The 14,362-nt window shown below is 72.6% G+C and carries 13 protein-coding genes and 1 tRNA gene; 8 read left to right on the forward strand and 6 right to left on the reverse strand.

Annotated elements, in window-relative coordinates:
* The first annotated feature begins 26 nt into the window (after positions 1 to 26).
* The gene (locus ACWD5D_RS24595) at positions 27 to 728 is read left to right on the forward strand and encodes a FadR/GntR family transcriptional regulator (RefSeq protein ID WP_451374894.1); all 702 of its coding nucleotides are present in this window, start codon (positions 27 to 29) and stop codon (positions 726 to 728) included.
* A gap of 15 nt (positions 729 to 743) precedes the next feature.
* On the opposite strand, the gene ACWD5D_RS24600 is transcribed toward ACWD5D_RS24595, so the two are convergent.
* Positions 744 to 1,139 carry a YchJ family protein gene (locus ACWD5D_RS24600; RefSeq protein WP_451374895.1) on the reverse strand — a complete coding sequence of 132 codons (396 nt, stop codon included), beginning with the start codon at positions 1,137 to 1,139 and terminating at the stop codon, positions 744 to 746.
* 115 nt (positions 1,140 to 1,254) lie between these two features.
* On the opposite strand from ACWD5D_RS24600, the gene ACWD5D_RS24605 reads away from it, so the two are divergent.
* Genes ACWD5D_RS24605 through ACWD5D_RS24615 form a run of 3 tightly spaced genes read left to right on the forward strand, consistent with a single transcriptional unit; the run spans position 1,255 to position 4,049 of the window.
* On the forward strand, positions 1,255 to 1,566 hold the full coding sequence (locus ACWD5D_RS24605) for a dsRBD fold-containing protein (protein ID WP_451374896.1): 312 nt from the start codon (positions 1,255 to 1,257) through the stop codon (positions 1,564 to 1,566).
* A gap of 7 nt (positions 1,567 to 1,573) precedes the next feature.
* Positions 1,574 to 2,878, forward strand: coding sequence for a phosphoribosyltransferase family protein (locus ACWD5D_RS24610; RefSeq protein WP_451374897.1), 1,305 nt, complete (start codon positions 1,574 to 1,576; stop codon positions 2,876 to 2,878).
* A 40-nt stretch (positions 2,879 to 2,918) separates the two neighbouring features.
* Positions 2,919 to 4,049 carry a CapA family protein gene (locus ACWD5D_RS24615; protein ID WP_451374898.1) on the forward strand — a complete coding sequence of 377 codons (1,131 nt, stop codon included), beginning with the start codon at positions 2,919 to 2,921 and terminating at the stop codon, positions 4,047 to 4,049.
* A gap of 102 nt (positions 4,050 to 4,151) precedes the next feature.
* On the opposite strand, the gene ACWD5D_RS24620 is transcribed toward ACWD5D_RS24615, so the two are convergent.
* The 4 genes from ACWD5D_RS24620 to ACWD5D_RS24635 form a co-directional block, all read right to left on the reverse strand.
* On the reverse strand, positions 4,152 to 4,571 hold the full coding sequence (locus ACWD5D_RS24620) for a CBS domain-containing protein (protein WP_451374899.1): 420 nt from the start codon (positions 4,569 to 4,571) through the stop codon (positions 4,152 to 4,154).
* A gap of 100 nt (positions 4,572 to 4,671) precedes the next feature.
* Positions 4,672 to 6,015: a M1 family metallopeptidase gene (locus ACWD5D_RS24625; RefSeq protein ID WP_451374900.1), complete on the reverse strand. Its 1,344-nt coding sequence runs from the start codon at positions 6,013 to 6,015 to the stop codon at positions 4,672 to 4,674.
* Between the two features lie 74 nt (positions 6,016 to 6,089).
* Complete coding sequence (locus ACWD5D_RS24630; RefSeq protein ID WP_451374901.1) at positions 6,090 to 9,950, reverse strand: Pls/PosA family non-ribosomal peptide synthetase; 3,861 nt, start codon at positions 9,948 to 9,950, stop codon at positions 6,090 to 6,092.
* A gap of 278 nt (positions 9,951 to 10,228) precedes the next feature.
* Positions 10,229 to 10,316 (reverse strand) — tRNA-Leu (locus ACWD5D_RS24635).
* 196 nt (positions 10,317 to 10,512) lie between these two features.
* On the opposite strand from ACWD5D_RS24635, the gene ACWD5D_RS24640 reads away from it, so the two are divergent.
* The 3 genes from ACWD5D_RS24640 to ACWD5D_RS24650 all read left to right on the forward strand — a co-directional run bounded on the left by ACWD5D_RS24640 (position 10,513) and on the right by ACWD5D_RS24650 (position 13,105).
* Positions 10,513 to 11,838: a M20/M25/M40 family metallo-hydrolase gene (locus tag ACWD5D_RS24640; protein ID WP_451374902.1), complete on the forward strand. Its 1,326-nt coding sequence runs from the start codon at positions 10,513 to 10,515 to the stop codon at positions 11,836 to 11,838.
* A 127-nt stretch (positions 11,839 to 11,965) separates the two neighbouring features.
* Positions 11,966 to 12,199, forward strand: coding sequence for a chaplin ChpH (chpH, locus tag ACWD5D_RS24645; protein WP_451374903.1), 234 nt, complete (start codon positions 11,966 to 11,968; stop codon positions 12,197 to 12,199).
* 111 nt (positions 12,200 to 12,310) lie between these two features.
* On the forward strand, positions 12,311 to 13,105 hold the full coding sequence (locus ACWD5D_RS24650) for a chaplin (protein ID WP_451374904.1): 795 nt from the start codon (positions 12,311 to 12,313) through the stop codon (positions 13,103 to 13,105).
* Between the two features lie 220 nt (positions 13,106 to 13,325).
* Here the strand turns inward: ACWD5D_RS24650 and ACWD5D_RS24655 are convergent, their stop codons facing one another.
* Complete coding sequence (locus tag ACWD5D_RS24655; protein ID WP_046732800.1) at positions 13,326 to 13,514, reverse strand: DUF5703 family protein; 189 nt, start codon at positions 13,512 to 13,514, stop codon at positions 13,326 to 13,328.
* 47 nt (positions 13,515 to 13,561) lie between these two features.
* Between ACWD5D_RS24655 and ACWD5D_RS24660 the strand changes: the two genes are divergently transcribed.
* Complete coding sequence (locus tag ACWD5D_RS24660) at positions 13,562 to 14,272, forward strand: hypothetical protein (RefSeq protein ID WP_451374905.1); 711 nt, start codon at positions 13,562 to 13,564, stop codon at positions 14,270 to 14,272.
* The last annotated feature ends 90 nt before the right edge of the window (positions 14,273 to 14,362 follow it).

Genomic DNA, 14,362 nt, shown 5'->3' on the forward strand with positions numbered 1-14,362 from the left:
CGTGATCCACGCCGTACGCTGAGTGCATGAGCACACCGGGCCGGGGGCTGCACGGCCGCGTACTGGACACCCTCGGCCCCGCGATCACTGCGGGCGAGTACCCGCCGGGCAGCGTCCTGCGTACCGACGAACTGGCACAGCACTTCGAGGTGTCACGCTCCGTGATGCGCGAGGCGGTGCGGGTGCTGGAGTCCATGCACCTGGTCGAGTCCCGCCGCCGCGTGGGTGTGACGGTCCGCCCCAAGTACGAGTGGAACGTCTACGACCCCCAGGTCATCCGCTGGCGCCTGGCCGGCGCCGACCGCCCCCACCAGCTGCGCTCCCTGACCGTGCTGCGCTCCGCCGTCGAACCCGTCGCGGCGGGCCTCGCCGCCAGGAACGCCACGCCCGAGCAGTGCGCCGAACTCACCGAATGCGCCCTCGGGATGGTCGCCAACTCACGCGGCCGCAAACTGGAGGCGTACCTGATCCACGACATGGCCTTCCACCGGGTCGTCCTCACTGCCTCGGGCAACGAGATGTTCGCCCGCCTCGGTGACGTCGTCGCCGAGGTGCTGACCGGCCGCACCCATCACGAGGTCATGTTCGAGGACCCCGACCCGGCGGCCGTCACCCTGCACGTCCAGGTCGCGGAGGCGGTCCGCGCGGGCGACGCGACCCGCGCCGAGGAACTGACCAGGCAGATCACCGTGGGCGCCCTCCAGGAACTGGACATCCTGGCGCCCTGACCGCGCTGCCGCGCGCTACCGCGGAAAGTCGCCGTCCTGCTCCGGGAAGTCCCCGTCGACGTACACCCACGCCCCGTCCACCCGCTCGAACCGGCTGCGCTCGTGCAGCGAGCCGCCGCGGTAGGACGCGCGGAAGGTCACGGTGCCCGTGCTGTGGAAGGCGGACCCGTCCGTGCTGTCCAGGATCTCCAGCCCCGTCCACTTCATCCGCGGATCCAGCTCCAGGCGCTCCGGCCGGGTCCGCGGATGCCACGTCCGCAGCAGATACCCCGCGTCCCCCTTCACGAACGCGCTGTACCGCGACCGCATGAGTGCCTCGGCGGTCGGCGCTGTGCCGGGACCCGAGAGGAAACGGCCGCAGCAGGCGTCGTAGGACTCGGGACGGCCGCAGGGGCAGGTACGCGTGGTCATGCCCCACATTCTGCCTTTACCACGACGGGCGCCCACGTGCGGTGCGGTGCACAGTGGAAGGGGAGACGCGCAGGTGCGTCCCGTTGCCTCGCAGCGCAGTGAGGAGGGGCGGACGATGACCCGACCCGTGAGCAGCAGTCCCGCGTCCGTCAAGGAGTGGCGGCTGAACCTGTACCTGTCCGAACACGACCCGGACACCACCGCCCGGATCGTCCTGGACACCGGGGACAACATCCTGGAGAGCCGCGCCGAGGCACGCCGCAGCCCCCTGGACCAGGCGGTCCCGGAGATAGGCGACGAACTCGCCGCCGGCCGCGCCCTGATCGCCATGGGCCATGTGCTGCTGAACGCCGCCCAGGGCGACATCCAGGACATGGGCGCACCCGAGACGGCGGCTCCCGCCGGCCTCTGGCAGACCCGGGAGTGAAGCCGCCGTGCCCTTCGCCGACCGACTCGAAGCAGGCAGGCGGCTCGGCGCCCGGCTGGAGTACCTCCGGGGCCAGGACGTCGTCGTCCTCGGGCTGCCCCGGGGCGGGGTGCCGGTAGCCGCGCAGGTCGCCGACGCCCTGGACGCTCCGCTGGACGTCTGCCTGGTACGCAAGCTGGGGGTGCCCGAGCAGCCGGAACTGGGCATGGGGGCGATCGGCGAGGACGGCGTCCGCGTGATCAACCAGCAGGTGCTGGCCGGGACGCACGTCAGCCGGGCGGAACTCGGGCGGGTCGAGGAGCGCGAGCGCGCGGAGCTGCACCGGCGGTCCGAGCGCTATCGGGGCGAGCGCCCCGCCCTCACCATCGCCGGCCGGACCGTGGTCATCGTCGACGACGGCGTGGCCACCGGGTCCACCGCACGCGCGGCCTGCCGGATCGCCCGCGCCCGGGGCGCGGCCCGGATCGTGCTGGCCATCCCCGTGGCCCCGCGGGACTTCGCCCGGCGACTGGGCGACGAGGCCGACGAACTCGTCTGCCTGGAGACCCCGGTCGACTTCTTCGCGATCGGCCAGTTCTACTTCGACTTCACCCAGACCGAGGACGAGGAGGTCACCGCCTGGCTCCGGCAGGTGGCCCAGCACCACGAACGCTTCGCCGGCACCGGGTCCGTCGACCGCGAGGTGCGGGTGACGGCCGGCGCCGTACGGCTGCGCGGCCGGCTCACCGTATCCGCCGGCGCCACCGGGGTCGTCGCCTTCGCCCACGGCAGCGGCAGCAGCAGGCACAGCCCCCGCAACCGGTTCGTCGCCCAGGGCCTGAACCGGTCCGGTCTCGGCACCCTGCTCTTCGACCTGCTCACCGAGGACGAGGAAGCCGACCGGGCCAACGTGTTCGACATCGGGCTGCTGGCCGGCCGCCTGGTGGGCGCCACCGCCTGGCTGCGCGAGGAACCCGACGTCGAAGGGCTCGCCATCGGCTACTTCGGCGCCAGCACCGGCGCGGCCGCCGCCCTGCGGGCCGCCGCCGCCCCCTCCGCACGACCCGCCGCGGTCGTCTCCCGCGGCGGCCGGCCCGACCTCGCCGGACCCCTGCTGCCCGAGGTGACGGCACCCACCCTGCTCATCGTCGGCGGCGCCGACCTGCGCGTGCGCGACCTCAACCGCGAGGCCCAGACCCGCCTGACGTGCGAGAACCGGCTGGCGATCGTCCCCGGCGCCACCCACCTGTTCGAGGAGCCCGGCGCACTGGAAGCGGTGACCGACCTGGCCTGCGACTGGTTCATCGACCACATGGCACCCGCGCACGTCTAGCGCGCGGACAACTCGGCAATCGGCGCGAGGAGTTCGGGCCATGCACGAGGGCGCCGTCACCCTGTTCGTCGCCGGTGACGTCATGCTCGGCCGGGGCGTCGACCAGATCCTCGCGCACCCCGGTGACCCCGTCCTGCACGAGGGCTACCTGCACGACGCCCGCGACTACGTGGCCCTGGCGGAGGCCGCGAACGGCCCCATACCCGTCCCGGTGGACCACGCCTGGCCCTGGGGCGAGGCGCTGCCCGTCCTGGACCGCGCGGCCCCCGACGTCCGCGTGATCAACCTGGAGACCGCCGTCACCCGGGACGGCGACTTCGCCCCGGGCAAGCCCGTCCACTACCGCATGCACCCCGCCAACCTGCCCTGCCTCGCCGCCGCCCGCCCCGACGTCTGCACCCTCGCCAACAACCACGTCCTCGACTTCGGTCCGTCCGGCCTCGCCGAGACACTGGACTGCCTCGCGGGCGCCGGGCTCACGACGGCCGGGGCGGGCCGCGACGCGACCGCGGCCTGGCGCCCGGCGACCGTCCCACTGCGCACCGGCGGACGCGTCCTGGTCCTCTCCTTCGGCCTGCCCTCCAGCGGAATCCCGCACAGCTGGGCCGCCACCCCCGAGCGGTCCGGCGTGGCCCTCGTCGACGAGCCGACCCCGACCTGCGCCGCCGGCCTCGCCGACCGCATCCGGCGCACCGCACGCCCCGACGACATCGTCGTCGTCTCCGTCCACTGGGGCCCCAACTGGGGATACGGCGTCACCCGCGACGAGGTCCGCTTCGCCCACGCGCTCGTCGACGCCGGCGCGGACATCGTCCACGGCCACTCCTCGCACCACCCGCGCCCCCTGGAGATCTACCGCGGCCGGCTGATTCTGTACGGCTGCGGAGACCTCGTCGACGACTACGAGGGCATCGGCGGCTACGCCCGCTACCGCGACGACCTGCGGCTGCTGCACCTGGTGTCGGTCGAACCCGGCACCGGCCGGCTGACCGGCCTGCGGATGGTGCCCCTCCAGGCACGCCGCATGCGCCTGGAACACGCGTCCGGTAAGGACACCGACTGGCTCCGCACCGTCCTGGACCGCTGCAGCCGTGACTTCGGCACCCGGGTCGAGCACGCCGACGACGGCACCCTCACGGCACGCCCCCTGCGCCCCGGTCCGGGGCGGTGACGCGGCTCGGCCCCGCCCGTGCGCGCCGCGGCGACCGTGTGCCGGCCACCGGCCCCTCGGCAGGGCGGCCGGTGGCCGGCGTCCCCGGGATCCGGGGACCGTTCAGGTCTTCGCGTAGACCTTCTCGACGAAGCCGGCCAGTTCCCGGTCCGTCACATGGGTGGCCAGGTCGGCCTCACTGATCATGCCGACGAGTTTCTTGTTCCTGATGACGGGCAGCCGGCGTATCTGGTGGCTCCCCATCTCCTCCAGCACGTCGGCCACGGTCGCGTTCGCGTCGATCCAGCGCGGCGTCCCCTCGGTCAGGTCGCCACACGTCACCTTCGACGGATCGTGGCCCTTGGCCACGCACTTCACGATGATGTCGCGGTCCGTGATGATGCCTGCCAGCCGGTCGCCGGCGCCGCTCACGGGCAGCGCGCCCACGTTCAGGCGCGCCATCAGCTGTGCGGCCCGGTCGAGCGTCTCGGTCGCGGGGATCCAGTCGGCGCCGGGATGCATGATGTCTGCGGCGGTGGTCATGGGTTCAACCTCCTGGAGCACACGCCCCTACGGGCACGGAGGGCGTCCTCCTTCCACCGTACGAGCGTGTCGGCATCCCCGCGCGATGTCAGGGGAGCCCTCAGAGCGCCGCAGGCGTACCGAGCGTCGGCAGCGGCGGCAGCTCCCCCCTGAACAGCCACGCGTCGAACAGCCCGTCCAGCGACTCGTCCGCGAAGCGGGCCACGTGCGCGGTGAACGCCGCTGTCGTCACCGTGCCGTTGCGGTGCAGCCGCACCCAACTGCGCACCATGAGGAAGAACGCCTCGTCGCCCAGCGCGCAGCGCACCGCGTGCAGGGTCAGACCGCCGCGCTCGTAGAGCCGGTCGTCGAACATCGACTTGCGGCCCGGGTCGGCCAGTTTCAGGTCCTGCGGCATCGTGGCCAGCAACCGGTGCGCGGCGGCGGCCAGCTGCTGGGCGCTGCGGCCGCCCGAGCGCTCGGACCACAGCCACTCCGCGTACTTGGCGAAGCCCTCGTTCAGCCAGATGTTCCGCCAGTCGGCGATGGACACGCAGTTGCCGAACCACTGGTGCGCCAGCTCGTGCGCCACCAGCCGCTCCGAACCCCGGGCGCCGTCCACATGGTTGGAGCCGAACAGCGACAACCCCTGCGCCTCGACGGGCACATCGAGCTCCTCCTCCGTCACCGCGACCGCGTACTCGTCGAACGGATACGGCCCGAACAGCTCCTGGAACAGTTCCATCATGGCGGGCTGGCGCGCGAAGTCCCGGGAGAACTCGGGCAGCAGATGCGCCGGGATGTGCCCGTGCTGCGGGATGCCGCCCGGCCCCGGGTCGCCCAGCAGCACGGTCTCGTACTTGCCGATCGCCAGCCCGACGAGATAGCTGGACGTGGGCACGGACTGCTCGTACACCCACGTGGTCGTCGAGGCCTTCGTCGTCCGGGTCAGCAGCCGCCCGCCCGCCACCACGGAGTAGGCCGACGGCGTGGTGACCGAGATCAGGTAGGACGCCTTGTCGGCGGGCCGGTCGTTGCACGGGTACCAGGACGGCGCCCCGATCGGCTGGCTCACCACCAGCGCCCCGTCCTCCAGCTCCTCCCAGCCGACCCCGCCCCAGGGGGTGGCCACCGGCTTCGGGTTCCCGGACCAGTGCACCTCGACCGTGAACGCGGCCCCGGCGCGGATCGGCTTGGCCGGGCGGACGCGCAGCCTGCCGCCGCGGTGCGTGTAGTGCGGCTGGCGGCCGTCCACCCGGACCCGGCCGATCTTGAAGTCGGCCAGGTTGAGCTGGAACTCGGTGAGCGCCGCCCGCCCCGCGATGGCGTTGATCCGGGCCGTGCCCGCCAGCCGGTTCGGACCCGGGCGGTAGTCCAGCGTGAGTTCGTAGCGGTGCACCCGGAAGCGGGAGTCACCGTTGTCCGGGAAGTACGGGTCCCGGCCGACCGACTGCTGAACTGCCACTGCTGTGTCCGCTCCCTGCGCTGTGCCACCACCGAGTGCCGGTGCACCACCCGTCGGACCCGAACAGGCCGCGCTCACGAACGCCATGCCTCGATCGGGTTGCCGAGCCAGCGAGTGTCGTCCGGGACGGACTCCGCGGCCATGACGAGCGACGCGGGACCCAGGGTCGTACGGGCCCCGATCGTGCTGCCGGGCAGCACGATCCCGCCAGGACCCAGCGTGGCGCCCTCACGGAGGACCACAGTATCCGTCCGCAAGATCCGGTCGTGGAAGAGGTGAGTCTGCAGCACACACCCGCGGTTCACCGTGGCCGCGTCCTGAAGGGTCACCAGGTCCGTCTCCGGCAGCCAGTAACTCTCCACCCAGACACCCCTGCCGATGCGCGCGCCCAGCCCGCGCAGCCACGCCGTCATCACCGGCGTCCCCGGCACCGCCCCGGCCAGCCACGGCACCGCCAGCACCTCGACGAACGTGTCCGCCAGCTCGTTGCGCCAGACGAAAGAGCTCCACAGCGGATGCTCCCCGGCCCGGTGCCGCCCCACCAGCAGCCACTTCGCCACGACCGAGACGAGCCCCGCCACGACACCCGCCACCGCCAGCACCAGCCCCGACAGCGCCCAGACCCACACCCCCAGCGCGCACAGCGCCACCACCGTCGCCGCGGCCAGCGCCGCCGAGCACAGGACCGGCACGATCCGGCACAGCTCCACCAGACCCCGCGCCCACAGCAGCCGAGCCGGCGGGTCGTACGTACGGCTCTGGTCCCCGCCCGCCGCACTGCGCGGCAGCTTCACCGGCGGCAGCCCCAGGTACGAGGTGCCCTTCTTCGCCTTCTTCGGCGTCGCCGACAGCACGCCGACCAGACCGCCGTCCGGCACACTCCGCCCCGGCGCGGTCATCCCCGAGTTCCCGAGGAAGGCCCGCCGCCCGATCTCCGCACGCCCGATCCGCACCCAGCCGCCGCCCAGCTCGTACGGCGCCGTCAGCGTGTCGTCCGCCAGGAAGGCACCGTCACCGACCGTGGTCAGACTCGGCAGCGCCAGCACCGTCGACACCTCGGCGCCCCGCCCGACGCGCATGCCCAGCAGCCGCAGCCACACCGGCGTGACAAGACCCGCGTACAGCGGGAACAGCGTCTCCCGGGCCCGGTCCATCAGCTGCGTCACGGTCCACGCCTGCCAGCCGACCCGGCCGTGCGTGGGATGCGTGCCCTCGCGCAGCCCCAGACTGAGCACGCGGACCCCGACCAGGATCAGCAGCGCGTACGCCAGCCCGTAGGCCAGCGTGGCCGGGACGAGCCCGAGCGCGAGCCCGCGCAGGGCCCCCGCGAGCGAGGTCCCGGGCGCCACGAAGACCCGGGCGACCAGCAGCGCGGCCACCGAGGCGAGCAGCGGCAGCGCGCTGAGGGCGAGCCCCGTCACGCCGTACATCACCCGCCAGTACGTGCCCCGCTGCGGCCGCTCCCCCGGCCAGTTGCGCTTGGCCTTGCCGAGCTTGACCGCGGGCGCGCCCGCCCACCGCTGACCGGTCGGGACCTGCCCGCCGACCGCCGAGCCGGGAGCCACCTCGGCCCGCTTGCCGACGCGGGCGCCCGGGAACAGCATGCTGCGCGTCCCGACGACGGCGTGCGCGCCCACCCGTACCGCACCGACCTCCAGCCGGTCACCGTCCAGCCAGTATCCGCTCAGGTCCACCTCGGACTCCACGGCCGCCCCGCGCCCCAGCCGGAGCATGCCGGTGACCGGCGGCAGCGAGTGCAGGTCCACGTCCTGACCCACCTTGGCGCCCAGCGCCCGCGCGTACCGCTCCAGCCACGACCCGGTGAGCGTGGTGGCCCCGCTGAACTCGGCCAGCCGCTCGGCGGTCCACAGCCGCAGATGCACACTGCCGCCACGCGGGTACCGGCCCGGCTTCAGACCCCGCAGCAGCAGCCGCGCCCCGCCCGCCGCGAGCGCGATCCGTCCGGGCGGGCTGAAGAACAGCAGCGCGCCGGCGGCGAGCAGCCACCAGGACGCCGTCGGCAGCCAGGCGTACCCGGGCAGCAGGTTCCCGGCGGCGGCCAGGACCACCGTCCAGCGCAGCCCGAGCAGCGTGACCAGCGGAAGCATCAGCAGGAGCTGGACGGCCTGGGCCCGCACCGGGACCGGCTCGACCGTGCGTCGTGCCCCGTCGTCCTGCGCCGAGGCCTCCAGACGCCGGGCCAGCTTGCGCAGGGTCGGCTGCTGGTAGATGTCGAGGACGGCGGCGCTCGGGTAGCGGGTGCGCAGCCGGGTGGTGAGCTGGGCGGCGGCCAGACTGCTGCCGCCGATCGCGAAGAAGTCGTCGGAGGCGCTGGTCACCGAGGCGCCGAGGACCTCCGCCCACTGCTCGGCGAGCCAGGCCTCGGTGCCGTACAGCTCCGCCTTCGGGGCCTGCACGCCCTCCAGGGGCCACGGCAGGGCGTTCCGGTCCACCTTCCCGGACGTCCGGGTCGGCAGCTCGGCGACGGGCGCGAGCAGCGGCACCAGCGCGGCGGGCAGCTCCGCCCGCAGCTTCTCGACGGCGGCCGCGTGATCCCAGCCGTCCTGGGTGACGACGTACCCGACCAGCAGCTGGTTGCCGCTGCGGGCGGTGCGCACGGCGGCGGCGGCCCCGGCGACCCCGGGCAGCGCCTGGAGCGCGGCATCCACCTCGCCGAGCTCGATCCGCCGCCCGCCGAGCTTGATCTGCTCGTCCGCCCGCCCGAGGAAGATCAGCCCCTCGGGCTCGGCCCTGACCAGGTCACCACTGCGGTACGCCCGCTCCCAGCCCAGCGACTGAAGCGGCGCGTACTTCTCCGCGTCCTTCTCCGGATCGAGATACCGCGCGAGTCCGACCCCGCCGATCACCAACTGCCCGCTGTCGCCCATGGCCACGGGCTCACCGGCCTCGTCGACGACGGCCAGCTCCCACCCGCCCAGCGGCAGCCCGATCCTGATGGGTTCCTCGCCGGTCATCAGCGCCGCACAGGCCACGACGGTCGCCTCGGTCGGCCCGTAGGTGTTCCACACCTCGCGCCCCTCGGTGACCAGGCGCTGCGCCAGCTCGGGTGGGCAGGCCTCGCCGCCGAAGATCAGCAGCCGTACGTCGTTGAGGGTCTCGCTCTCCCAGAGGGCGGCCAGCGTGGGCACGGTCGAGACGACGGTGATCTCCTGCTCGACCAGCCAGGGCCCGAGATCGGCACCGCTCCTGACCTGCGAGCGGGGCACGGGCACCAGACAGGCGCCGTACCGCCAGGCCAGCCACATCTCCTCGCAGGACGCGTCGAACGCGACGGACAGCCCCGCCATGACCCGGTCACCGGGCCCGATGGGCTCCTCGGTCAGGAACAGCGCGGCCTCGGCGTCCACGAACGCGGCGGCACTGCGGTGCGTGACGGCGACGCCCTTGGGCTTCCCGGTGGACCCGGACGTGAAGATGATCCAGGCGTCGTGCCCGGTGCCGGGCCGGGCGGCCGGGACCTCGGAGGCCCCTTCGACGCTGATCCGGTGCCCGGCCCCGACGACGGCCCGCACCTGCGCCTCCCCGAACACCAACTCGGCCCGCTCGTCCGGGTCCTCGGCGTCCACGGGGACGTAGGCGGCACCGGCGGCGAGCACGGCGAGGATCGTGACGTACAGCTCGTTGGTCCCCGAGGGCACACGCACCCCGACCCGGTCCCCGAGCCCGACCCCCGCCTCGGCGAGCCGCCGCCGCAACCGCTCCACCTCGACGGCCAGCGCACGGTAGGTGAGGCGCTGGGTGCCGTCGTCCAGAGCGAGCTCGTCCGGGTACGACCGCACGGACGCGTCGAACACGTCGACCAGCGTGCGCGGCGAGGCGGCCGGCCCCGCGGAGAAACGTGCCCTGTCGCCGAACTGCGTGCGGATCTCTTCGTCGAGCAGGCCGAGAGCGCTGCTCTCGTCTATGGCTGCCATGGGGTCCTCACGTCGGTCCGGCTGAGTAACAAACCGGAAATCTTAGTACGACGCTAGGCTTGGCCCCTTCGTCCGACCACTCGGGAGAGGCTGTTGGGGTGGGCGCGGTGATCAATCGAAGGCCGCTGACCTGCCGGTCTTCACGCCGGACGAGAGATCGCCCACACGAGGCGCCAAGGGGCGGACACGCAGGGGCAGTTGGTGTGCCCGTGGACTTTTGTGACGCCACGGGCCGACGCGGGAAAAGCGGAGGGCCCCTGGTGAACAGGGACCCTCACTGGTGTCCGAGGGGGGACTTGAACCCCCACGCCCGATAAAGGGCACTAGCACCTCAAGCTAGCGCGTCTGCCATTCCGCCACCCGGACAAGGTGTCTGTCGCGCGGGGATTCCCCCGTGGCGACGAAGGAAACATTACCAGGCTTTCGGGGGGTGTCCGATCACCCCCCGGCCCGGCCCCGGTCCCGCGTGAAGGGCGCGTGACGGTCCGGGTCCGGTCTTGGGTCCCGGCGGGCGCGGGGGCAGGATGAGGGGGACCACCAGCAGACAGCGGGAGGAAGCAGCGTGACCGACACGGACACGGCCAGGACCGTCACCGGCGAGGACGAGGTCGTGGACCTCTGCCGCGAGCTGATCCGGTTCGACACCAGCAACTACGGCGACCACTCGGGTCCGGGCGAGCGCAAGGCCGCCGAGTACGTCGCCGGGAAACTCGCCGAGGTCGGGCTGGAGCCCCGGATCTTCGAGTCGCACCCGGGCCGCGCCTCCACGGTGGCCCGCATCGAGGGCGAGGACCCGTCCCGGCCCGCACTGCTCATCCACGGCCACCTGGACGTCGTACCCGCCAACGCCGACGACTGGACGCACCACCCGTTCTCCGGCGAGGTCGCCGACGGGTGCGTGTGGGGGCGCGGAGCGGTCGACATGAAGGACATGGACGCGATGACCCTCGCGGTCGTGCGGGACCGGCTCCGGAGCGGGCGCCGGCCCCCGCGGGACATCGTCGTCGCCTTCCTCGCGGACGAGGAGGCGGGCGGCACGTACGGGGCCCGCCACCTCGTCGACAACCACCCGGAGCTGTTCGAGGGCGTCACCGAGGCGATCAGCGAGGTCGGCGGATTCTCGTTCACCGTGAACGAGCAGCGGCGCCTCTACCTGATCCAGACGGCCGAGAAGGGCATGCACTGGATGAAGCTGACCGTGGCCGGCACCGCCGGACACGGGTCGATGATCCACCGGGACAACGCCATCACCGAGCTGTCCGAGGCCGTCGCCCGCGTCGGCCGGCACACGTTCCCGGTGCGGGTCACCAAGACCACCCGGGCCTTCCTCGACGAGCTCGGGGACGCGCTCGGCACCGAGCTGGACCCGGAGGACATGGAGTCCACCCTCGCCCGGCTCGGCGGCATCGCCAAGCTCATCGGCGCGACCCTGTCCAACACGGCCAACCCCACGCAGCTGAACGCCGGTTACAAGGTCAACGTCATCCCCGGTGAGGCCACCGCGAACATCGACGGACGGTTCCTGCCGGGGCACGAGGAGGAGTTCCTCGGCGACATCGACCGGCTGCTCGGACCGAACGTCCGCCGCGAGGACGTGCACTCCGACAAGGCGCTGGAGACCAGCTTCGACGGCGCCCTGGTCGAGGCCATGCAGTCCGCGCTGCTGGCCGAGGACCCGACCGCCAAGGCGATCCCCTACATGCTCTCCGGCGGCACCGACGCCAAGTCCTTCGACGACCTCGGCATCCGCGGCTTCGGCTTCGCGCCGCTCAAGCTGCCGCCGGAGCTGGACTTCGCGGGCATGTTCCACGGCGTGGACGAGCGGGTCCCGGTGGACGGACTCCGGTTCGGGGTGCGGGTGCTCGACCGGTTCATCGACGCGTCGTGAATCGGGCGAGCGTACGAGGCCGACTGGGAAGAGTGAATCCGACCATAAGCTCGTAGCTCCATTACTCCCTTCTCGTTACAGGTGATGCGATCCGCAATTGGGGTCGCTTTGCCAACAAGGAGGAAGAATGATCAAGAAGGTCGTCGCTGCTGCGGCTGCCACCGGTGGCCTGGTTCTCGCCGGCGCGGGCCTGGCCGTCGCCGACTCGGGCGCCCAGGGTGCCGCCGTGCACTCCCCGGGCGTCGTCTCCGGCAACGTGATTCAGGTGCCCGTGCACGTCCCGGTGAACGTGTGCGGCAACACGATCAACGTGATCGGGCTCCTGAACCCCGCCTTCGGCAACACCTGCGTCAACGACTGACGCCGACTCCCCGAGGGGCGTCCTTGACGAGCCGTCGGCCTCGGGGTGCGCACCATGCGCTCCGGGGCCGAACGGCCTTTTCCACAGTCGAAGATCAGGGGGGAATGCAGAATGCGACAGGGCACTCGTAAGGGCCTGATGACCATGGCGGCCGTGACCGGTGTGATCGCCGCCGCGAGCGGATACGCCCACGCGGACGCGACCGCGGCCGGTTCCGCCGACGGCTCGCCGGGCGTACTGTCCGGCAACACCGTGCAGGTGCCGGTGCACGTGCCGGTGAACCTCTGCGGCAACACCGTCAACGTCGTCGGGCTTCTCAACCCGTCGGTGGGCAACGCGTGCGCCGATTCGGGAGGACAGGCCGGCACGGGCGGGCACGGTGGCTCCGGCGGCTCGCACGCGGGCGGTCACACCGGCGGCTCGCCCGGTGCGGGCTCCGGCAACACCATCCAGGTGCCGATCGACGTTCCGGTGAACGTGTGCGGCAACAGCGTGGACGTCGTGGGCGTCGGCAACGGCACCAAGGGCAACGACTGCGTCAACGGGGGCGGGCACGAGAAGCCGCCTGGCACGCCGGGCCAGCCCGGTCACCCGGGGCAGCCCGGTCAGCCTGGCCACCCCGGTCAGCCTGGCCACCCGGGCACTCCGGGCACTCCCGGCCACCCGGGCACTCCGGGGCACCCGGGGACGCCCGGAACGCCTGGCACCGGGTCGGGCAACGGCGGGCACGGCTCGCACGTCTCGCCCCACATCGGGTCGCAGGGCGGCCGCTCCGACGCGTCGCTGAGCACCGGCCAACTCGCTCACACCGGCGCCGGCCTGCCGCTGGGCGTGACCCTGCCCTTGAGCGCGGGCGCGGTGCTCGCGGGCGCTGTGCTGTACCGCAAGGCCCGGGCCGCGGCGTAGCGGCACGGCCGGCCGGAACGGCCACAGCGGCCGTAACCGGAAGTACCGGATCGGTCACAGCCGTTGTGACCGGACGTGCCGGCTCGGTCACGGTGGTCGTGACGCGAAGAACCGGAACGATCACAGAGGTTGTGACCGAACGCACCGGCCCGGTCACGGCAGGAGAAACGGCGCGGGCCCCACCATGTCGGCGGGGCCCGCTCCGATCATGCGTCCTGACTCACCACGTGGCGCGCACCTGGCGGATGATCCGCCGGCGCAGCCGCACCCTGCGGCTGCCGTCGCGCATCAGGCTCAGTCGGTCCAACTCCCAGTGTCCGTACTCGGCATGGTCCGTCAGTAGACGCGTGGCCTCCTTGCGGGACACCCCGCGAGGCACATACACGTCGACAAATTCGTATTCCGGCATCGCATCTATTGTGCGGGCTGGTGCCCGGTACGGATAGCGTCTGCACTATGTCTGATGCTGCGCAGCCCACCGCTGCCGAGGTACGCGCCGCCGCCGAGGCGATCAAGAGCGCGCTCGACCGCCACCTGGCGGCTGTCGAACGCAGGTCGGGGGAGGACGACCCGGCCGTCTACGAGGCCTTCAACCAGCTGGCCGCGGCCGCCGAGGTGTACGACGAGCTGCTCTACGACCGCTACGACGAGGTCACCCCCTTCGAGATCCCCGGTGCGGACGACACCCTGCCGCCGTACGCCGGTCCCGAGGAGCCCAACGCGATCAGCGTGCTGATCCGCCGCGACTACGCGGTGGCGGAACCCCAGCGGCTGCTGGCGCAGGCCCAGCGGGTCGAGGCGGCGGAGTACGAGCTCGCCGGCGGAGCGGACGACGAGGGTGCCGGCACGGTCCCCGGGGCGCTGGGCATCCTGTTCGGCGAGTTCGAACCGGACGAGATCGCTTCCCGGCACAAGGAGTTCGGCCTGGAGGAGGGCGACTCCACGCTCTGGGTCACCGCCACCGACGAGCCGGCCGAACCCGGCGAGTGGCTGGAGGCACCGTTCGAGCAGGTCGATCCGCAGCGGGTGGTGTGCAGGTTCGACGTGAGCGCGGTGTTCGACGAGGAGGACGACGAGGACGGCGCGGACGACGCGGACGACGGCCTCGATGAGCTGGACGCGGGCGAGGACGAGGACGATCTGCAGGCGCTGGACGCCGAGCGGTGAGGTGAGTGAGGCGGGCGGCGGTGGCGTACGGGCCGAGGCAAGTACGCCACCGCCGCTCCCCGCCGCCGTGACCGAGTTCGGTCGCGGCGA

Source organism: Streptomyces sp. NPDC002520 (assembly GCF_053595235.1).